The sequence below is a fragment of the Streptomyces bacillaris genome (genome assembly GCF_003268675.1).
GTDB classification, from domain to species: Bacteria; Actinomycetota; Actinomycetes; order Streptomycetales; family Streptomycetaceae; genus Streptomyces; species Streptomyces bacillaris.
The window spans coordinates 5,887,203-5,907,056 of sequence record NZ_CP029378.1 but is presented as its reverse complement, the minus strand read 5'-3'; the positions used below and the strand labels follow the sequence as shown (position 1 = coordinate 5,907,056).

The following is a 19,854-nucleotide window of genomic DNA, read 5'->3' as shown; positions in this document are numbered from 1 at the left end:
CTAAGGTATTCCAAGCCTCTGCCGGAACCCCTCCGGCACCTCCACACACCCGCCACATTCACCACACACGCCCCACCCGGAACCACCCGCCCCGCCCCGAACCACCCACCGCAGAACGACAGGACGGTGCCCCGTGCGCATCTCTCAGGACCACGGCCCCCATCAGGGCCAGGACGCCGGACGGCCGGTCCGCGGCCGGGCGGGCGCCGCCCTCACCGTCCTGGTGGCGCTCGCCCTGCTGCTGACGGGCTGCAGCGGCGGAGGCAACGATTCCGCACCGAAGCCGGCCAAGGGCGCCGCGGACGCCGACCGGGTCGAACCGCTGGCCGCCGCGCCCGCCCCGAAGCTGCCGGTGACGGTGGACTCGGCGGACGGCAAGAAGGTCACGATCGACTCCACCGACCGGATCGTGCCGCTGACCGGATCGCTGAGCGAGATCGTCTTCACCCTCGGCTTCGGCAAGCAGGTCGTCGCCCGCGACATCACCGCCACCTTCGAACAGGCCGAGAAGCTCCCGGTGGTGACCCGCGCCCATGACGTCTCGGCGGAGAGCGTGCTCTCCCTGAAGCCGACCGTCGTCCTCGCGGACACCACGACCGGCCCCGCCGAGGCGATCGACCAGATCCGCAGCGCGGGCATCCCGCTGCTCGTCGTCGAACCCGCCAAGGGGCTCGGCGATGTCGGCCGCCGGATCGACACCGTCGCCGAGGCGCTCGGCGTACCGGCCGCCGGCACCGAGCTGAAGGAGCGCACCGAGGCGCGCATCGCGGCCGTGCAGAAGACCATCCCGGACCACGCCGACGGCAAGAAGCCCCGGGTCGCCTTCCTCTATCTGCGCGGTTCGGCCTCCGTCTATCTGCTGGGCGGCGCGGAGTCGGGGGCGAGTTCGCTGCTGGAGGCGGCGGGCGCGGTCGACGCGGGCAAGACGTCCGGGCTGAAGAAGGACTTCACCGCCATCACCAGCGAGGCGCTCGCCAAGGCCGCGCCCGACGCGATCCTGCTGATGACCAAGGGGTTCGACTCGGTGGGCGGGATGGACGGTCTGGTGAAGATCCCCGGCATCGCGGAGACGCCCGCCGGAATGGACCGCCGGGTCGTCACGATCGACGACGGCGTGCTGCTGAACTACGGCCCGCGCACCGACCGGGTGCTCGCCGACATCGTCGAGCAGCTGTACGCGAAGGGCGGCAAGGGCCAGTGACGACGTCGTACGAGGAACGGGCGGACAAGGCCCGCCCCGACCGGGGCCCGTCGCTCTCGAAGGAGCAGTCCGCGGAGACGGGCGGTGCTGCCGAAGCCTCGGACGCAGGCACAGCCACGGGCACGGGCGCAGGCACGGGCGAAGCGGCTGAAGCGCCCTCGCCCGGCACCGAGCCGGGAGGCGCAGCCGAGGCGGCCGAAGCGCCCTCCGCCGAGGCGCCCCCCGCCCCCAAGTCGCCGCGCAGCAAGGCGTTCGTGCTCACGGTCGGGCTCTCGCTCGCCCTGCTCGCCGGGTGTCTGCTCTCCGCCGCGATCGGCGCGTACTCCATCCCCATCGGGGACGTCCTCGGCTCGGTCCAGCACCGGATCGGTCTCGGCGGGCAGCCGCTGGACCGGGTCGGGGAGAGCGTCCTGTGGAACGTCCGGCTCCCCCGCGTCGTCCTGGCACTGCTCGTCGGCGCCTCGCTCGGCTGCGCGGGCGCCCTGATGCAGGGCGTGTTCGGCAACCCGCTGGCCGAGCCCGGCGTCATCGGGATCTCGGCGGGCGCGGCGGTCGGCGCGGTCGCCTCCATCGCGCTCGGGCTGACCTTCTTCGGCAACTGGACCATCACGGTCTTCGCGTTCATCGCCGGTCTCGCCACCGTGCTGCTCGTCTACACGCTCTCGCGCTCCGGCGGCCGGACCGAGGTCGTGACGCTGATCCTCACCGGTATCGCCGTCAACGCCTTCGCGGGCGCGCTGATCGGGCTGTTCATCTTCTTCGCTGACAACGCGCAGATCACCCAGATCACCTTCTGGCAGCTCGGTTCGCTCTCGCAGGCGACCTGGCCCAAGGTGCTCGCCGTGCTGCCGTGCGCGCTGGCCGGGCTGCTCATCGCCCCCTTCTACGCCCGCAAGCTGGACCTGCTGGCCCTCGGTGAGCGGCCCGCCCGCCATCTGGGCGTGGACGTGGAGCGGCTGCGGATCACGCTCGTCCTGGTCGTGGCGCTGCTGACGGCCGCCGCCGTGGCCGTGGCCGGGATCATCTCGTTCGTCGGGCTGCTCGTCCCGCATCTGCTGCGGATGGCGAACGGCCCCGGCCACCGCTTCCTGGTCCCGGGCAGCGCCCTGGGCGGTGCGCTGGTGCTGGTCGCGGGCGATCTCGCGGCCCGGACCGTGGCCGCCCCCGCCGAGCTGCCGCTCGGTGTGCTGACCGCGCTCTTCGGCAGCCCGTTCTTCTTCTGGCTGCTGCGCAGGACCCGTCGTAAGCAAGGTGGTTGGGCATGAGGACGCTGAGAGACCTGTTCGCGGTACGCACCCGGGAGCTGCCCTCGCCCGTCGCGCCCGGCTCCCCCGCCGTCGAGGCCGTCGGGCTCTCGGTCCGGCTGGGCGGGCGGCAGGTGCTGGACGCCGTCGACCTCACCGCGCACACGGGCGAGGTGGTGGCGCTGGTCGGTCCGAACGGGGCCGGCAAGTCCACGCTCCTGGCCGCGCTCGCCGCCGACCTGACCCCGGGCGACGGTCACGTGGTCATCGGCGGCCGCCCCGCCACCGAGTGGACCGCGCCCGAACTGGCCCTGCGCCGCTCGGTGCTGCCGCAGTCCGCCGTCCTCTCCTTCCCGTTCCCGGTGGAGGACGTCGTACGGATGGGGCGGGCGCCCTGGGCCGGTACGGAGCTGGAGGACGAGGACGACACGGCGGTGGCGGCGGCGATGGCGGCCACCGAGGTGACGCGGTTCGCCGGGCGTCCGTTCTCCGCGCTGTCGGGGGGCGAGAAGGCCCGGGTGGCGCTGGCCCGGGTGCTGGCGCAGCGGGCCCCGCTGATGCTGCTGGACGAGCCGACGGCCGCCCTGGACCTGCGCCACCAGGAGCTGGTGCTGCGGATCTGCCGGGAGCGGGCCGCCGCGGGGGACGCGGTGGTGGTGGTCCTGCACGACCTGGGCCTTGCGGCGGCGTACGCGGACCGGGTGGCCGTGCTGCACCAGGGGCGCATCGCGGAGGTGGGCCCGCCCGGGGAGATCTTCAGCGACGAGCTGCTCGGTGAGGTGTACCGGCAGCCGGTGGAGGTGTTCCCGCATCCGCGTACGGGGGCCCCGCTGGTCGTCCCCGTACGCCACCCGGCCTGAACTCCCGCTCCCGGAAAGCCTTCCGGGGCGCTTTCGGGGCGCTTCTCGGGGTACTTCCGAGGCGCTTTCCAGGGTGCTCTCCGGGCGTCGGATCACGGTGTGGGTGCGGTATCCGGTCCGTGCCCGCACGCCGTACGCCGCCCCGGTAGGGTTTCGACGGTCAGTGCGGGCGACGGATGCGGAAGGCGCAGAAGCAACGGATGACAAGGCTGGGTCGACTGACGGCGGGGGTCGCGGCGGCGACGGTGCTGTGCCTGACGGCGAGCGGTTGTGTGACGGTCCACGGCGAGCTGGAAGTGCTGCCGGGGGCGACGGAGTCGGAGGCCGCCCAGGCGCTGAAGGACTTCACGGACGCCTACAACGCGGCGGACAAGGCGTACGATCCGGCGCTGGACGCGGACCGGGTGACGGGGTCGCTCGGGGCGATCAACCAGGCCGGGCTGAAGGCGCGGCAGACGTACAGCCCGGACGGCAACAAGACGCACAAGCCCCTGGAGCTGACGGACGCCACCTACGTCATCCCGAAGAAGGCGGGGTGGCCGCGCTGGTTCCTGGCGGACACCGACTCCAACCGGGACGAGGACGGCGGAAAGCTGGACACCCGCTGGCTGGTCGTCTTCGTACGGAGCGGCCCCGACGCGCTGTGGAAGGCGTCCTACCTCGGGGTCGTCCCGGCCTCCCAGGTCCCGGAGTTCACCCTCGACGGGGACGGGCTCGCCACCCCGGTGGAGCCGCAGGGCGGCGAACTGATCGTGCAACCGGCCGACTTGAGCATCGCCTACACCGAGTACCTGCAGAAGGGCACGCCGGACGTGTTCGCCCCGGGCACGGCGACCTCGCAGTGGCGCGAGACGCGCCGGACGACCCGGCGGGCGGGATTCTCCTACCAGTACGTCGACCAGCCGCTGGGCAACGGCGCGTTCGGGCCGCTCGGGCTGCGCACCGAGGACGGCGGGGCGCTGGTCTTCTTCAGCAGCAAGCACTTCGAGCGGCAGGTCGCGGCGAAGGGGCTGAAGCCGGAGGTCAACGCGGATGTCAAGGCGCTGATGACCGGCGAGGTCACCAACACCCTCACCAAGGAGCGGATCTCCAGCCAGCTCGTCCACGTACCCGCGCGCGCCGAGTCCGGCGACTCCGGCGGCCGGGTACGGGTGCTGAACCGGCTGCCGGGCCTGGTGGCGGCGAAGGGCGAGTAGGGCGTACGGAACCGGGGCGGCGGGCGGCCGACGACCGGCCACGGCTCAGCGGCCCCGTCGGCTCGACGATTCAGCGGCTCATCGGCCCGGCGGTTCATCGGCTCAGCAGCTCGTCAGGCTCGTCGGACTCAACGATTCAGTAGCTCATCGGCTCAGCGGCCAGGCGATCGAGTCATGGTCCAGCTCGCTCTGCTCGGCGCTTCCCGCGTACCGCGCACAGGCGTCGGTGAGCGTCTCCAGCAGGGTCAGCGGATCCGGCAGCTCGTACTCGGGGCCGCGCACCCAGTGGACGTCCAGCTCACCGGGGAGCCGGGCGGGCGGCAGGAGGACATAGCTGCCGCGGCAGTGCCAGCGCAGGCCCGGATGGGCGTCCAGGGTCTCGGGATGGCAGTCCAGCTCGCAGGGCCACCACTCGTCCTCGTCCTCGGGGGTGCCGCGGGTGGCGGTGAAGAAGAGCATCCGGTCCTCGCCGGACTGGGCGACCGGGCCGACGTCGATGCCCGCCGCGAGAAGACGCTCCAGGGCGCTGCGGCCGGCGGTGAGGGGGACGTCCAGCACGTCGTGGATCATGCCGGTCGCGGTGATGAAGTTGGCGAGCGGCTGACTGCGGGCCCAGCGCTCGATCTGGGCACTGTCGGTCGTCGACTGCGTCTGCCAGGCGAAGGAGATGGGGTGCCGGGCGGGGGTGGGACAGCCGATGCGCTCGCACGAACATCGGTATCCGAGGGGGTGGGCGGCGGGGGCGATGGGCATGCCCGCGTCGGCGACCGCCAGGAGCAGCTCCACCCTGGCCGTCTCCCCGGCTTCGGCCCCCGTCGGTTTGGGACGTCGCCGCAGCCACTGGGAAATCCTGCTCTCTGTGCCGCGGAAACGGCCGGAATCGGCGCCCATCTATCCCCTCACCTCAGCATTTCACCTCAGCGTTTCTTCTCCATCGTCGCACCATCCTGCGGTCGGGGTGGCCAGAGTTCACCAGCGGGGCCGTGTACCACTGCACCGAGTGAGCACCATCACGCCCGATGTCACCACATAACGGATAAGGATCAAGGTCGCGGGGTCAGCCCGCCGAGGGCGTAGTCGACGATCGTGTCGGCGTACGCATGGGTGAGCGGGAGGGTCCGCAGCAGCCAGCGGTGGGTGAGGGGCGCGATCAGCAGCTCCAGGGCGATCCGCGGATCGGCGTCGGCCCGGAGGTGCCCGGCCTCCTGGGCGGCCCGCAGCCGTGTGACGTACAACGCGAGCTGGGGGTCGAGCAGCTTCTCGATGAATTCGGCGCCCAGCTTGGCGTCGACGATGCCCTCGGCGGTCAGCGCCCGGGTGGGGGCCTCCATCAGGGGATCGTTCAGTTCGTCGACGGTGGCGCGCAGGACGGACTTGAGGTCGGCGGCCAGGTCCCCGGTGTCGGGAATGCCGTACTCACCACCGCCCCGGGAGTCCGCCTCCCCGCCTCCCTCCGGGGCCGCCTGCTCGGCCGCCCGGGCGGCCAGGTCGAGGAAGGCCTCCATCAGGACGGCCGCCTTGGAGGGCCACCAGCGGTAGATCGTCTGCTTGCCGACGCCGGCGCGGGCGGCGATACCCTCGATCGTCGTACGCCGGTAGCCGTTCTCACCGACGAGGGCGAGGGCGGCGTCGTAGATGGCGCGGCGGGAGCGGTCGCTGCGGCGGCTGGCGTCGGGGGCCTTGTGGGGTGCCATGCGGCCAATGTAGCGCCCAACGAGCCGATACGTATCGTCTTGCCGGAATCCGCCGGAATCCGCCGGAATCGGGCCGCCGACCGGCCGCCGCAGGACCGGCCGACCGGCTCGCGCAGGGGGACCGGCCGGCCCGCATAGGACGATCTGCCGAACCACCCGATCGGTCCACTGCGGATCCGGCCCGCACGGCGCACCATGGGCTCACGCGCAGACCGTGCGTATCCCACCGTTCCGCGGCTCCGGCCGCCGATCGCGAGGAGCCCGAGTTGAACCGTGACGCCACCCCTCGTCGCTACCTGATGTGCGCTCCGACGCACTTCCGGGTCACCTACTCCATCAACCCGTGGATGGACCCGTCCAAACCCGTCGACCTGCCGCTGGCTCAGACCCAGTGGGAGGACCTGCGCGACCGCTACCGCTCCCTCGGCCACACCGTCGAGCTGCTCACCCCCCGCCCGGACCTGCCGGACATGGTCTTCTCGGCCAACGGGGCCACGGTGATCGGCGGGCGGGTGCTCGGCGCCCTGTTCGCCTACCGGGAGCGGTTCGAGGAGGCGGAGGCCCACCGCGAGTGGTTCCGCGAGCACGGCTTCACCGACATCCGCGAGCCGGACCACGTCAACGAGGGCGAGGGCGACTTCGCGGTCACCGCCTCCTACCTCCTGGCCGGGCGCGGCTTCCGCTCCAGCCCGCTCTCCCACGACGAGGCGCAGGAGTTCTTCGGGCTGCCGGTCATCGGGCTCGACCTGGTGGACCCGCGCTACTACCACCTGGACACCGCGCTCTGCGTGCTGGACGCGGCGGCCGACGAGATCATGTACTACCCGGACGCCTTCTCCCCCGGCAGCCGGGCCGTACTGCGTCGGCTCTTCCCGGACGCCCTGCTCGCCCGGGAGGCGGACGCGGCGGCGTTCGGCCTCAACTCGGTCAGCGACGGCCGCCACGTCCTGCTCCCCCAGGCGGCGACGGGCCTGCTGGACCCGCTCCGGGACCGGGGCTTCGAGCCGATCCCGATGGACCTGGGCGAACTGCTCAAGGGCGGCGGCAGTGTGAAGTGCTGCACGCAGGAGTTGCGGGGGTAGTCGGCGCCCAGGGCTCCCTGCGGCCGCGCGTGGGCGCCGTACCCCTCAGGGGAGACGGCGCCCATGTATGGACGTACCGTCAGATCCAGCCGAAACCCTTTGCGTTGACGGCACTCTCCTTGATCTACTCCCCGGGTCCAGGAGGCGGACGAGAGTCTCATGTCGAGCGATCGAAGGACCGGCCATGGCTGACGGGTTCATCCAGTGGTACCGGGAGGACGTGACCACCGCGGTCTTCGCCGAACAGGCGGAGATTTTCTCGGAGTTCGGGCTCAAGCTCATCCACCCGAACAGGAACGCGGCCGTGGTGCTCGACATCGAAGGTGACGACGTCCTCATGGGCCAGGAGGAGTTGGGCGTCCTGATCGGGCAGCGCATCGCTTCGCTCACGTTCAATTGGTGGCTGACGGCGGACACCAATGTGATCGACACGTACGAGGCCGTACCGGTCGGCCGTGAGACGCAGACGCTGTGGCTGGACGGCCTCTACTCCGATGAGGTTCAACGCGTCGAGTCGGCTGTCATGGCCGCCGCGACGCGGCTGCCCGTGCCGACCCGGGCCGTCATCGTCGACCGGCGCGGAATCTCCGATCCCGATGCCTGGGATTCGGTCGCGCTGCACGACGGGACCGGTCCGCTGCTTCCCGACAAGGTGCTCGCGCTGGATCCGATCGCCGAGCGGATCCAGCGCGCGGCCCCGGGGCTCAGGAAGGAGGACGCGGGGGCCGGCCTGAGCCTGCTCGTTCCGCGTCACGACCCGGCCTAGGCGCTGCCCTCCGGCGGCCAGGGCTCGCCCCAGGCGATGTTCCTGGCCGCCCGGTACAGCTCGCCGTGGCGCTTGGTGACCGTCGAGCGGTCCAGGCCCTCGTCCCGGGTGCACAGCTCCAGCAGCACCTGGCCCTTGCGGATCTGGGGGCGGCGGGTGACGCGGGCGGGCGCCGGGGTGGTGGGGAAGCGGGTGGCGGCGACGTAACTGAACTTCTCGTCCTCGTGGCTGAGCGAGCCGCCCTTGACCTGGCGGTGCAGCGAGGAGCGGCTGACCCGGGCCGAGAAGTGGCACCAGTCCGTGCCGGGGGCGATCGGGCAGGCGGCGCTGTGCGGGCAGGGGGCGGCGATGGTCAGCCCGGCGGCGATCAGGCGGTCCCGGGCCTCGATGATGCGCGCATAGCCGTCGGGGGTGCCCGGCTCCACGATCACCACGGCCTGTCCGGCCCCGGCCACCGCGTCGACCAGCTCGGTCCTGGCCTGTGCGGTCAGCTCCTTGAGCACGTAGCTGACGGTGACCAGGTCCGCCGGGGCCAGCTCCAGCGCCGCGCCGATCCGGGCCCGCTCCCAGCGCGCCTCCCGCAGCCCCGGCACCCCGGACGCCTCGGCCAGTTCGCGGCCCAGGGCCAGGGCGGGCTCGGCCCAGTCCAGGACGGTCGTCGCCGCTCCCTCCCAGGCTCCGGCCACCGCCCAGCTCGCCGCGCCCGTGCCGCCGCCGACGTCGGTGTGGGTGGCGGGCGCCCAGTCGGGCGCGGCCTCGACGAGGGCGTCGAGGGCGGAGCGTGCGGCCTCGAAGGTGGCGGGCATCCGGTACGCGGCGTACGCGACGACATCGGAGCGGTCCCGCAGGATCGGTGCGTTCGTCGGGGTCTTCCCGCGGTAGCTGGCGATCAGCCGGTCGACGGCCTGCGCGGCCTGTTTCGGCGGCAGCCCGTCGAGCAGCCCGGCCAGGGCGGCGCGCAGGGACTGGGCGGTGGGGAGGGTGACGTTCACCGCCGAATTGTAGGCGGAGGGGGTGGGGCGGACGCATTCTGTGCGGCAGTGCGGGAGGCCCTCTGCCAGGCTCCCGTAACCCGTACGGAACGGGATTTCCGTGAACTCCACGCCGTGCGGGGCCGATTGCTACGCTGGCCCGCGCGGGAGCGGGCACGGGACCAGGCAGGACAGGGCCACCGGGGGAAGCCATGAGACAGAAGGCCGTGCGGCTGGCCCTGGTCGGCGGGGTGGTCCTCCTCGCCCTGATCCTCCTGCTGGCGACCTGCGGCGGCTCCCCCGACGGCGGACGCGGCGACGGGCGCGGCGCGGGCGGCAGTACAGAGGTCTCCGGCGCCGCTCCCCACCCGGCGGGACGGGTCGCGCGGAGCGCCGGGCCGGTCACCCGGCTCACCGTTCCGCCGCAGTACACCACCGACCGGGGCTGGGAGGTCATCGGCGCCTCCCCCGAGATCGCCGTCTCCCACGCGACGGGCCGGCTCGCCTATCTGGAGCGGACGGAGGGCCACCGCTACCGGCTGCGCACCGTCGACACCGCCACCGGCGAACCGGGGTGGAGCGGCCAGGCCTCGCGGCCGCCGGACCCGCTGCACTACCCGAGGCTCGCCACCGTCACCGCCCGGGACCGGCAGTACTTCGTGACCTGGTCGTACGGGAAGGCCGGCGACGGGATGACACCCGCCTCCACCTTCGTGGCGCTCGATCTGTACGACGTGACGAACGGCTCCCAGCAGCGTGTCGAGGTGCCGTGGTCCGGGGCTCCGGGCGTCAGCACCAGCGGCCCGGAGATCGTGATCAGCGACGGGCAGGCCAACAGCACACTGATCGACCCGGTCACGGGCGCGGTCTCCGAGGTGCGCGCGGGGAGGCTGAAGTATCCGAAGGGCTGCCCGGCCTGCAAGCAGCTCACGGAGGTGTACGGGCAGACCGCCGCGGGCCTGCTCGTCGGCGGGGCAAGGGAGTTCTGGGTGCGCGGCGGCTGGTTCAGCCGGAACGTGGCGCCCGGGGGCACGGACCGGGGCAGCGGCGTGGTGACCTCGGTGGCCCCGGGCCGGGTGCTGGCCAGGTGGGCCCTGGAGAAGAAGGCGGAGCGGGCCGCCACCCATGACCTGTGGGCGGTCCACGACGCGGCGACCGGCAAGGTGCTGGCCTCGGTGGAGTGCCACCGGCCCGCCATAGAGCCGGGGCGCCACCCGCAGGCGGTCCTCTCCCCCTCCGGTGACCACCTGGTCGCCGGGAACCTGGCCTTCGACCTGGAGGCGGGCCGGGGGCACTGCTTCGAGGGGGCGGACGGGGTCGGCCATCTGTCGCTGGCCACGGTGACGGACGACGGCATCGCGTACGGCGCCGAGAACGCGCGCGACGCGGCGGACGCGCTCTCCGGGGGCGGGCTGCCGGTCACGGTGGACCTCACGGCCTGGACGGTCTCCCGGCTGTCGCGCAACGCCCGGCTGCCGGGGGCGGAGGCGACCGGTGTGGGGGTGTTCCGCTGGACGGACCGGCAGGACCGGACGCATCTGATCGGCTATCCGCGTACGGACTGACCGGACGGAACGGCTGACCGGACGGAACGGCTGACCGGACGGACCGACTGGGCGGACGGACCGACTGGGCGGACGGATCGACCGGGCGAACGAATCGACCGGACGGACCGCCGGACGCACTCGTCGGCTGTCCGCGCGCGGACTGGACGGCCCCAACCGCACGGACCCACCGGACCGACCGTACGGACTGGACGGACCTGACCGTACGGACCGGCCGGACCCGACCGTACGGACCGGACTCCACCGTACGGGCCAGGCCCCGGGGCCCGCGGAGGCCCCGCCCCCCGTACGCGTACCGAATCAGCCCGCAGCCCGCGTCACAGCCCCGCCGCCTCGCGGCCCGCCCGCTGCCACGGGCGGCACAGGGCCAGGAAGCAGGCCACCGCCGCCACCGCGCACACCAGCTGCACGACCGCCATCGGTACGGCCGTGTCCTCGCCCGCGATACCGACCAGCGGCGAGGCGATCGCGCCGATCAGGAACGAGGAGGTGCCGAGCAGCGCGGAGGCGGAGCCCGCCGCGTGCTTGGTGCGCATCAGGGCCTGGGCGTTGGTGTTGGGCATCGCCACACCCATCGCCGACATCAGCACGAAGAGCCCGGCGGCGATCGGGACGAGGCCCACCTCCCCGAAGACGCCCAGGGTCATGAGCAGCAGCGCGAGCGCCGCGAGGACGATGACGGCGAGGCCGAAGCCGAGCACCTTGTCCAGGCGGAACCGGCCCACCAGCAGCTTGCCGTTGATCTGTCCGACGGCGATCAGGCCGATCGAGTTGAGGCCGAAGAGCAGGCTGAAGGTCTGCGGGGAGGCCCCGTAGATCTCCTGCACGACGAAGGGGGAGGCGGAGATGTACGCGAAGAGGACGGCGAAGGCGAGCCCGCCGGTGATCATGTAGCCGGTGAAGACCCGGTCCGCGAGCAGCCCGCGCATGGTGCGCAGGGCGTCGGTCACCCCGCCGGTGTGGCGGCTGCCGGGCGGCAGGGTCTCGTGCAGCCACTTCCAGACGACGAGGGTGAGGAGGACGCCGACCCCGGTCAGCACGACGAAGATGCCGCGCCAGTCGGTGAAGCGCATCACCTGGCCGCCGATGAGCGGGGCGATGATCGGGGCGACGCCGGAGATCAGCATCAGGGTGGAGAAGAACCGGGCCATCTCCACGCCGTCGTAGAGGTCGCGCACCACCGCCCGGGCGATCACGATCCCGGCCGCTCCCGCGAGCCCCTGGAGGAGGCGGAAGCCGATGAGGAGTTCGGCGGTGGGGGCGAGCGCGCAGATCGCGGTGGCGACGACGTAGACGACCATGCCCAGCAGCAGCGGCTTGCGGCGGCCCCACCGGTCGCTCATCGGGCCGACGACGAGCTGGCCGAGCGCCATCCCGGCCAGGCAGGCGGTCAGCGTGAGCTGGATGGTGGCGGCGGGGGCGGAAAGGGAGTCGGTGACGGCGGGGAGCGCCGGGAGGTACATGTCCATGGAGAGCGGCGGCAGTGCGGTGAGCCCGCCGAGCACCATGGTGACCAGGAACCCGGTACGCCGGGCGGTCTGCACGGCCTTGGCCGTCGGCCCGGCCGCGCCCGCCGCCTCGGCCGCTCCCACGGCCCCGGCCGCCCCGGACACGGTGTCCGCCCCGGCCGCCCTGATCGCCTGCGCCGGAAGGGTGGGCGGGGTCTCGGCCCCGGGGCCGGTCCCGGGGGTCGGTATGTGCTCTCGCTGGGCCCTGCTGCCGCCGCTCTCCGGCATTCTCTTCTCCGAATCGTTGAATCCGCATCTATGCTCTCAGCTCGGCCGGAGTGGTCGATACCTTTTTCGTTACGGCGGGGTGGGGCGGGCATGGGCGGGACGGACGGAACAGGCCGGACGGACGGAGCGGTCGGGACGACGGTGCGCTGGGGCGTTCTGGCGACGGGCGGCATCGCCGCCACCTTCACGGCGGACGTGCAGGCGCTGCCGGACGCCGAGGTGGTGGCCGTCGCCTCGCGTACGGAGACCTCGGCTCGGGCCTTCGCCGAGCGCCACGGCATCGCGCGGGCCTACGGGAGCTGGGCGGAGCTGGTCGCGGACGACACGGTGGACGTGGTGTACGTGGCCACCCCGCACTCGGCCCACCACGCGGCGGCCTCGCTCGCGCTGAAGGCCGGGAAGCACGTGCTGTGCGAGAAGGCGTTCACGCTCAACAGCCGGGAGGCGAAGGAGCTGGTCGTGCTCGCCCGGGACCGGGGCCTCTTCCTGATGGAGGCCATGTGGACGTACCTGAATCCGGTGGTCCGCCGGCTGACCGAGCTGGTGCGGGACGGGGCGATCGGGGAGATCCGTACCGTACAGGCCGACTTCGGCTTCGCGGGCGACTTCGCCCCCGGTCACCGGCTGCGCGACCCGGACCTCGGCGGCGGCGCGCTGCTGGACCTCGGGGTCTACCCGGTCGCCTTCGCCCACCTGCTGCTGGGCGAGCCGCACCGGATCCAGGCCGACGCGCTGCTCTCGCCCGAGGGCGTGGACCTGAACACGGGGATGCTGCTGGGCTGGGAGTCGGGCGCCACCGCGCTGCTCTCCTGCTCGATCGTCGGCCACCACCCGACGGCGGCCACCGTCATCGGCACGGAGGGCCGGATCGACCTCCCGCGCGACTTCTTCCACCCGGACCACTTCGTGCTGCACCGCCCGGGGAAGGAGCCGGAGACGGTCACCTCGGGGCCGGGGCCGCGGGGGCTGTCCGGGATGCAGTACGAGGCGGCCGAGGTGGCGCGCGCGGTGCGGGCGGGCGAGACGGAGTCCCCGCTCGTCCCGCTGGAGGGCACGCTGGCGGTGATGCGGACGCTCGACGCGGTACGGGACCGCATCGGCGTCCGCTACCCGGCGGACCGCTGACACCACCTATGCGGGGGTGAGCCCCGGGTTCCCCGCCTCCGTGACGAAGGAGGCGGCCGTGGTGACCGGGGCTCCGGGGGTGGTGACCGCCGACACCGTACGGAAGTCGGCGCGGGCCGCCGTCTCCGTCAGCGTGACCAGGGCATAGCCGCGCCGCCCGTTGTAGTGCTTCATGTGCGGGTTGGCGCGGGTCTGGTTCTCCCAGTTGGCGGGCCGCTCGGCGCCGTCCTTGCCGCTGGAGACCGAGGTGGTGACGATCTCGGTGCCGACGGTCCGGGAGGCCGGGTCGTCGAAGTCCTTCTTCAGGTCGAAGGCGTACGAGACGTGGACGTCGCCGGTCAGCACCATGAGGTTGGCCACCCCGGCGGACTCGGCCCCGTCCAGCAGCCGCTGCCGGGAGGCCGGGTAGCCGTCCCAGGCGTCCATGGAGAGCTTGTAGGCGGCGGTGGGGACGTCCCGCCGCTGAGCGAACGTGACCTGCTGCGGGACGACGTTCCAGGTGGCGCCGGAGGCGCGCCAGCCATCGATCAGCCAGCGCTCCTGGGCGGCCCCGGTCATGGTGCGCGCCGGGTCCTCGGACTCCGGGCCGGGGGTGCGCCAGCCGTCCCCGTACGCCTGGTCGCTGCGGTACTGCCGGGTGTCCAGGATGTCGAACTGCGCCAGCCGCCCGAAGCCGATCCGGCGGTAGAGCCGCATGTCGGGGCCGGTGGGGCGCTGCGGGGTGCGCAGGGGCTGGTTCTCCCAGTACGCGCGGTACGCGGCGGCCCGGCGGAGCAGGAACTCCTCGGGCGGCACGTCGTTCTCGGGGATCTCGCCCGCGTAGTTGTTCTCGGTCTCGTGGTCGTCCCAGGTGACGACGAAGGGGTGGGCGGCGTGGGCGGCGCGCAGGTCCGGGTCGGACTTGTAGAGGGCGTAGCGCAGCCGGTAGTCCTCCAGCGTGACGGTCTCGCGGTTGAAGTGGGCGGGGAGGCGGCGGTCGGTGTAGTTGCGGGCGCCCCCGGTGGCGTTGACGGCGTACTCGTAGAGGTAGTCCCCCAGGTGGAAGACCACGTCGACGTCCTCGGCCGCCAGGTGGCGGTGGGCGGTGAAGTACCCGTCGTGGTACGCCTGGCAGGAGACGGCGGCCAGGGTGAGCGAGGTGGTACGGGCTCCGGCGGCGGGGGCGGTGCGGGTGCGGCCGGTCGGGCTGGTCCAGCTGCCGGTGAGGAAGCGGTAGTGGTAGACCCGGCCGGAGTCCAGGCCCTGGATCTCGGCGCGGACGCTGTGGCCGTACTCCGCGTGGGCGGTGACCCACCCGCGCCGCACGATCCGCCGGAACCCCTCGTCGTGGGCCAGCTCCCAGCGGACCTCGACCCGGGAGGCGGGGAGGCCGCCGCCGGGCTCGTACGGGCGGGGGGCGAGCCGGGTCCAGATGAGGACGGAGCCGGGCAGCGGGTCGCCGGAGGCCACGCCGAGGGTGAAGGGGTCCTCGGTGATCCGCCGGGCGTCCAGCACGGCGGCGCTCGCCGTCCCGGCGGCGGGCAGGCTCATCGAGAAGGCGAGCGCGGCGACGGCCCCCGCCCCGGTGAGCAGCCGACGGCGGTCCAGGCCGCCGTTCCGGGCCAAGGGGCGGGTGGCGGTGGGGAGTTCGGCGGGCCGGTCGTCCCGGACCGGCGCCATGCTTGTCTGTGCGGCTGTCATATGCCCCTCGCTGGTCGGATGGAGCCGGATGCTGTCGGAATCCAGCGCACCGCCGACGCCCGACGCGCCGTTGTCGCGTGCACAACATCCGCATGGCGGGTCGATGAGCACCGCGTGCCCGGCGCACGGATCCCTCCCGTACGCTCCCGGGCCATGAACACTGATCGACGCGTCGCTGTAGTCACGGGTGCCGGTTCGGGGATCGGGCGGGCCGTCGCGCTCGCCCTCGCGGGTGCGGGGTGGTCGCTCGCGCTCGCCGGGCGGCGGGCGGAGCCGCTGGCGGAGACCGCGGCCGCGGCGGGCTCCCCGGACGCGCTCTGCGTCACCACGGACGTGACCGACGAGAACGAGGTGGACGCGCTCTTCGCCGCCGTACGGGAGCGGTTCGGCCGGCTGGACCTGCTGTTCAACAACGCGGGCACGTTCGGCCCCGGAGGCGTACCGGTGGAAGAGCTCGCCGCGGCGGACTGGCGGGCGGTGGTGGACGTGAACCTGACGGGGGCGTTCCTCTGCGCGCAGGCGGCGTACCGGCTGATGAAGGAGCAGGACCCGCAGGGCGGCCGGATCATCAACAACGGTTCGATCTCCGCCCACGCGCCGCGCCCGCGCTCGGTGGCGTACACGGCGACCAAGCACGCGATCACCGGGCTGACGAAGTCGCTGGCGCTGGACGGGCGGCCGTACCGGATCGCCTGCGGTCAGATCGACATCGGCAACGCGGCGACCGAGATGACCGAGCGGATGCAGACGGGCATCCTCCAGGCCAACGGGGAGCTGGCGGTGGAGCCGGTGATGGCGGCGGCCGATGTGGCGCGGACCGTGGTGCACATGGCGGACCTGCCGCTGGAGGCGAATATTCCGTTCCTGACGGTGATGGCGACGAACATGCCGTACGTGGGACGGGGCTGAGGGGCGCCGCCGCACCAGGTTTCACAGGTGACCATTTCTGCCCGAACTTGCCGCAGGGCGACCGACTTTGCGGATTTCCCTACTCCCGGACAGGCAAGCGCGTGCTGACCGTATGATCGCATCTTGCTCCACCTTCACCAGAACGACACAGAAGGAACACTGCACGCGCATACGCACCGCTGCGCCGATCGCCCTGGTCGCCGCCACCGCACTGGCCGGCTCGCTCCTCGCCACGGCGGCACCGGCCACGGCGGCCGCCCACAAGGGCGGGCTGCACTTCGGCGCCATCCAGTACGACGGCCCCGGCAAGGACGACCGGACGAACAAGTCGCTGAACGCCGAGTGGGTGAACATCCACAACAACAGCAAGCAGAAGGTCCAGCTCAAGGGCTACAAGGTGAAGGACAACACCGGCTTCACCTACACCTTCGGCAGCTACACCATCGGCGCGGGCAAGACCGTCAAGCTCCGCACCGGCAAGGGCAAGAACGTCTCGGGCACCGTGCACTGGAACCGGGGCTCGTACGTCTGGAACAACACCGGCGACAAGGCCCGGCTGATCAAGCCGAACGGCAAGCTCCAGGCCTCCTGCTCCTGGGGGAAGTCGACACCGAAGAACAAGGGCCTGAAGAACTGCCACTGACGCCGCGAGCTGATGGGGGGCTGCCGCGGTTCGGGGGGACTGCGGCAGCCGTCCGCGTACGTACGTACGCGACAGGGGCGCCCTCGGCGGCGGCCGGGCCCCGGGAATGCCCGGACCCGCACCGGGGTTGGACTGCTCCATGACACACGATCCCGCGCCCGAGGTCCTGCGCTACACCGCCTTCTCCGCCGACCCCGAGGGCGGAAACCCCGCAGGCGTCGTCCTGGACGCGGCCGGACTGGACGAGGAGCGGATGCTCGCCGTCGCGGCGGAGCTGGGGTACAGCGAGACGGCGTTCCTCACCGAGCGGACCGGCGAAGGCGCGTACACCGTCCGCTACTTCAGCCCCAAGGCCGAGGTCCCCTTCTGCGGCCACGCCACGGTCGCCACGGCCGTCGCGCTGGCCGAACGGGACGGTCCGGGCGAGCTGGAGTTCACCACGGCCGCAGGCCTGGTGCCGGTCACCGTGGTCCGGGAGGGCGGGGAGCTGCGCGCCACCCTGACCAGCGTGACCCCGCACGTCACGGAGATCGGCGCGGCCGACCTGGCGGAGGCGCTGGCCGCCCTGGACTGGCCGGCCGCCGACCTCGACCCGGCCCTGCCGCCCCGGATCGCCTACGCGGGCGCCCGCCATCTCGTGCTGGCGGCCGCGACCCGGGAGCGCCTGGCCGACCTGGCCTACGACTTCGCCCGGCTCGAAGCGCTGATGCACCGGCTCGACCTGACCACCCTGCAACTGGTGTGGCGCGAGGCGCCGGAGGTCTTCCACGTCCGGGACCCCTTCCCGGTGGGCGGGGTGGTCGAGGACCCGGCGACCGGTGCCGCGGCCGCCGCCTTCGGCGCGTACGTACGCGAGCTGGGACTCACCCCGGAGACGGCCGTGCTCACCCTCCACCAGGGCGCGGACATGGGCCGCCCCGGCACCCTCACGGTCGAGCTGCGCGCGGGGGACGCCCGGGTCCGGGTCGCCGGGACGGGGACCCGGATCGGCGGCTGATCCGCGGGCTCTGTCGGGCTCAGGCCCTAGGGCCTGGGACGGACGGACGTGCCCGGGTCAGCCGGTCAGTTCCCCCGCCGGGGAGACCCGGGCGAGCCAGCGCTCGGTCTCCTCCGGTTCGAGGGCGCGTTCCAGGATGAGGTCGCCGCGCATGCCCGGGAAGAAGCGGCCCGCGGGCCAGGAGCGCGCGTAGGACGGCTCGTCCAGCACCAGCAGGCGTACGCCGTCGACGACGGGGATGTCGGCGGGGGTCCCCTCGTTCCAGAGCCGGTCGCCGTCCGGGGCCACCAGCTCGAAGGAGCCCGCGGTCTCCACCTGCCCGGGGGTCTCCCGGCAGACGGCGACCTCCTGCGGCGAGGGGGCGCGCCCCGCCACATGGCCGCCGCCTATGAGCGCGTCGGCGAGCAGGGTGTGCAGCTGGAAGTTGTCGCCGATGCCGGAGAGGCGGAGCAGATAGCCGGTGGCGGTGGGCCGGTGGAGGACGACGAGCGGTTCGTCGTCCAGCACCTGGAGCGCGTAGGAGAGGCACCGCAGTTCCTGGCCGGACGCCTGCGCGACGGCGGTGAGCAGCCGCAGCAGCTCACCTCGGCCACTGCCGGCTTGCCCGTGTACGGTCACACCGTCCAGCCCCGCGCCTACCGCCCTCTCGTCCAGCCCCGCCCGTACCGCCTCTCCGTCCAGCGCCGCCCGTACCGCCTCTCCGTCCAGCGCCGCCCGTACCGCCCGGTGGTTCAGGAGGGCGACCGCCGCCATCTCCCACTGGCTCAGCGTCCACCAGCCCACCGCCGCCTCGAACCCGGTCCGCTCGACGATCTTCTCGCCCGGCTCCCCGTCGTCCGGGACGGGGAACGCGCCGCCCCCGGTCGCCGCCCACGCCTCGCCGAACGCCACGGCCCCCTCAAGTGCCGCCCGCAGCCCGGTCAGTACGCCCGGGGCGCAGCGCTCGGCGTCGGCGCCGCGCTCGACGCAGGCCCCGACGAGTACGGCGACGACGGCGCGGGGGCTGGGCGGAACCTGTTCCAGTACGGCGGCGAGGCGCGGGCCACCGGCGAACAGCTCGGTCTCCTTGGCCCGCCCGAAGGTCTCCTGCAGCCGGATGAACGCCTTGCTGGACCGTTTCGCGTCCTGGGCCACCACCGCGGCCTCGAAGTCCGCGACCGCTCCCCCGAAACCGGCCTTGCTGAATATCATTCCGTCACTTTATCGACGCCCCTTCGGGGGCGGTGAAGCCGGTCGAGGTCCGGCGGGCCGAGGGGCGGAACCGCGCCGATCGCGGGAGGATACGGACATGGCCGCCCCCGAGCCCGATGCCCCGCGAGAGCCCGAGGCCCTCGCCGACGCCGAGACGGACCCGGGCGTCGCCACCGAGGCGGACCCGGGTGCGGGCGCGGAAGCCGATACCGGCAGGGAAGCGGATACAGGTACGGACCCGAACCAGGACCCGACCCCGGGCGCGGACCCGACCCCGGACACAGACGCGGACCCGGCCCCGGACGCGAACACTGACGCGGACCCGAGCCAAGACGCGGACGCGGACGCGGAGGCCGACGCCCCGCCCGGTCCCGAGCCGGTGACCGTCCCGAGCATGTCCGCGGGCCCGGACTTCGTCCTGCGCCCCTGGGAGATGAGCGATCTGCCGCTGGTCCGCGAGGCCTCCCAGGACCCGTACATCCCCCTCATCACGACGATCCCGGCCCGCTACTCGGACGCGGCCGCCGAGGCGTTCGTCCGCAGGCAGTGGGAGCGGGCGGCCACGGGGGCCGGGTACCCGTTCGCGATCGTCCGCTCGCGGGACCGGCGGCCGGTGGGCTCCATCGGGCTCTGGCTGCGGGAGCTGCCGGAGGGCCGGGCCTCGATCGGGTACTGGATGGTCGCCTCCGGGCGTGGCCAGGGGGTGACCCGCGCCGCCCTGCGTACGGTGACGAGCTGGGCGCTGCGCGACCTCGGCATCCCCCGCCTCCAGCTCTTCATCGAACCCTGGAACACCGCCTCCGCCCGGATCGCCGTGGACGTCGGCTACCGGCGCGAGGGGCTGCTGCGCGGCTGGCAGCGGGTGGGAAACGAGCGGCGGGACATGGCCGTGTACGGGCTGCTGAACACCGACGGGCCTACGGATGGCCGGGCGGTAACCGCGGACTGAACACCGAGGCGTTACGATCGCGGGCACCGCTGCCGACCAGCAGCC

The 19,854-nt window shown here is 73.0% G+C and carries 17 protein-coding genes and 1 pseudogene; 12 read left to right on the top strand and 6 right to left on the bottom strand.

The features are described from left to right. Positions 1-133 precede the first annotated feature (133 nt). The 4 genes from DJ476_RS25675 to DJ476_RS25660 all read left to right on the top strand — a co-directional run bounded on the left by DJ476_RS25675 (position 134) and on the right by DJ476_RS25660 (position 4,501). Complete coding sequence (locus DJ476_RS25675) at positions 134-1,201, top strand: heme/hemin ABC transporter substrate-binding protein (protein ID WP_103416289.1); 1,068 nt, start codon at positions 134-136, stop codon at positions 1,199-1,201. Beyond that, positions 1,198-2,466: a FecCD family ABC transporter permease gene (locus DJ476_RS25670; protein WP_318294796.1), complete on the top strand. Its 1,269-nt coding sequence runs from the start codon at positions 1,198-1,200 to the stop codon at positions 2,464-2,466. The genes DJ476_RS25675 and DJ476_RS25670 overlap by 4 nt, the downstream gene beginning before the upstream one ends. After that, the gene (locus DJ476_RS25665; RefSeq protein WP_070203324.1) at positions 2,463-3,305 is read left to right on the top strand and encodes a heme ABC transporter ATP-binding protein; all 843 of its coding nucleotides are present in this window, start codon (positions 2,463-2,465) and stop codon (positions 3,303-3,305) included. Before DJ476_RS25670 ends, DJ476_RS25665 begins: the two co-directional genes overlap by 4 nt. 200 nt (positions 3,306-3,505) lie before the next feature. After that, complete coding sequence (locus DJ476_RS25660) at positions 3,506-4,501, top strand: hypothetical protein (protein ID WP_112491674.1); 996 nt, start codon at positions 3,506-3,508, stop codon at positions 4,499-4,501. A 144-nt stretch (positions 4,502-4,645) separates the two neighbouring features. Here DJ476_RS25660 and DJ476_RS25655 read toward each other — a convergent pair whose 3' ends face one another. Further along, positions 4,646-5,392 (bottom strand): bifunctional DNA primase/polymerase, encoded by a 747-nt coding sequence (locus DJ476_RS25655; protein ID WP_103416291.1) that lies wholly within the window; start codon positions 5,390-5,392, stop codon positions 4,646-4,648. A gap of 152 nt (positions 5,393-5,544) precedes the next feature. Next, positions 5,545-6,195 (bottom strand): TetR/AcrR family transcriptional regulator, encoded by a 651-nt coding sequence (locus DJ476_RS25650; protein ID WP_103416292.1) that lies wholly within the window; start codon positions 6,193-6,195, stop codon positions 5,545-5,547. A 233-nt stretch (positions 6,196-6,428) separates the two neighbouring features. On the opposite strand from DJ476_RS25650, the pseudogene ddaH reads away from it, so the two are divergent. Continuing rightward, a pseudogene (gene ddaH / locus DJ476_RS25645) lies at positions 6,429-7,277 on the top strand (dimethylargininase); the annotation flags it as partial. Positions 7,278-7,461: 184 nt separating this feature from the next. Further along, complete coding sequence (locus DJ476_RS25640; RefSeq protein ID WP_112491673.1) at positions 7,462-8,043, top strand: hypothetical protein; 582 nt, start codon at positions 7,462-7,464, stop codon at positions 8,041-8,043. On the opposite strand, the gene DJ476_RS25635 is transcribed toward DJ476_RS25640, so the two are convergent. Continuing rightward, the gene (locus DJ476_RS25635) at positions 8,040-9,035 is read right to left on the bottom strand and encodes a small ribosomal subunit Rsm22 family protein (RefSeq protein WP_112491672.1); all 996 of its coding nucleotides are present in this window, start codon (positions 9,033-9,035) and stop codon (positions 8,040-8,042) included. The two genes, DJ476_RS25640 and DJ476_RS25635, sit on opposite strands and share 4 nt — an antisense overlap. Before the next feature lie 191 nt (positions 9,036-9,226). On the opposite strand from DJ476_RS25635, the gene DJ476_RS25630 reads away from it, so the two are divergent. Continuing rightward, positions 9,227-10,579, top strand: coding sequence for a hypothetical protein (locus DJ476_RS25630; RefSeq protein ID WP_103416295.1), 1,353 nt, complete (start codon positions 9,227-9,229; stop codon positions 10,577-10,579). 317 nt (positions 10,580-10,896) lie between these two features. Here DJ476_RS25630 and DJ476_RS25625 read toward each other — a convergent pair whose 3' ends face one another. After that, the gene (locus DJ476_RS25625; RefSeq protein WP_103416296.1) at positions 10,897-12,315 is read right to left on the bottom strand and encodes a multidrug effflux MFS transporter; all 1,419 of its coding nucleotides are present in this window, start codon (positions 12,313-12,315) and stop codon (positions 10,897-10,899) included. 90 nt (positions 12,316-12,405) lie between these two features. Here DJ476_RS25625 and DJ476_RS25620 point away from each other — a divergent pair, with 90 nt between their 5' ends. Then, entirely contained in the window at positions 12,406-13,440 is a 1,035-nt protein-coding gene (locus tag DJ476_RS25620; protein ID WP_112491671.1) for a Gfo/Idh/MocA family protein, read from the top strand. Positions 13,441-13,446: 6 nt separating this feature from the next. Here DJ476_RS25620 and DJ476_RS25615 read toward each other — a convergent pair whose 3' ends face one another. Beyond that, positions 13,447-15,120: an alkaline phosphatase D family protein gene (locus tag DJ476_RS25615; protein ID WP_112491670.1), complete on the bottom strand. Its 1,674-nt coding sequence runs from the start codon at positions 15,118-15,120 to the stop codon at positions 13,447-13,449. Positions 15,121-15,273: 153 nt separating this feature from the next. Here DJ476_RS25615 and DJ476_RS25610 point away from each other — a divergent pair, with 153 nt between their 5' ends. From DJ476_RS25610 to DJ476_RS25600, 3 genes are all read left to right on the top strand, one after another. Further along, on the top strand, positions 15,274-16,029 hold the full coding sequence (locus tag DJ476_RS25610; RefSeq protein WP_112491669.1) for an SDR family oxidoreductase: 756 nt from the start codon (positions 15,274-15,276) through the stop codon (positions 16,027-16,029). 112 nt (positions 16,030-16,141) lie between these two features. Next, a complete protein-coding gene (locus tag DJ476_RS25605; protein WP_112491668.1) occupies positions 16,142-16,672 on the top strand; it encodes a lamin tail domain-containing protein in 531 nt (176 codons plus the stop codon). 139 nt (positions 16,673-16,811) lie between these two features. Continuing rightward, positions 16,812-17,669, top strand: a complete 858-nt coding sequence (locus DJ476_RS25600; protein WP_070203333.1) for a PhzF family phenazine biosynthesis protein — start codon at positions 16,812-16,814, stop codon at positions 17,667-17,669. 57 nt (positions 17,670-17,726) lie between these two features. Here the strand turns inward: DJ476_RS25600 and DJ476_RS35195 are convergent, their stop codons facing one another. Continuing rightward, positions 17,727-18,860 carry a hypothetical protein gene (locus DJ476_RS35195; RefSeq protein WP_112491667.1) on the bottom strand — a complete coding sequence of 378 codons (1,134 nt, stop codon included), beginning with the start codon at positions 18,858-18,860 and terminating at the stop codon, positions 17,727-17,729. Between the two features lie 97 nt (positions 18,861-18,957). On the opposite strand from DJ476_RS35195, the gene DJ476_RS25590 reads away from it, so the two are divergent. Next, positions 18,958-19,809 (top strand): GNAT family N-acetyltransferase, encoded by an 852-nt coding sequence (locus DJ476_RS25590; RefSeq protein ID WP_318294795.1) that lies wholly within the window; start codon positions 18,958-18,960, stop codon positions 19,807-19,809. Positions 19,810-19,854 lie beyond the last annotated feature (45 nt).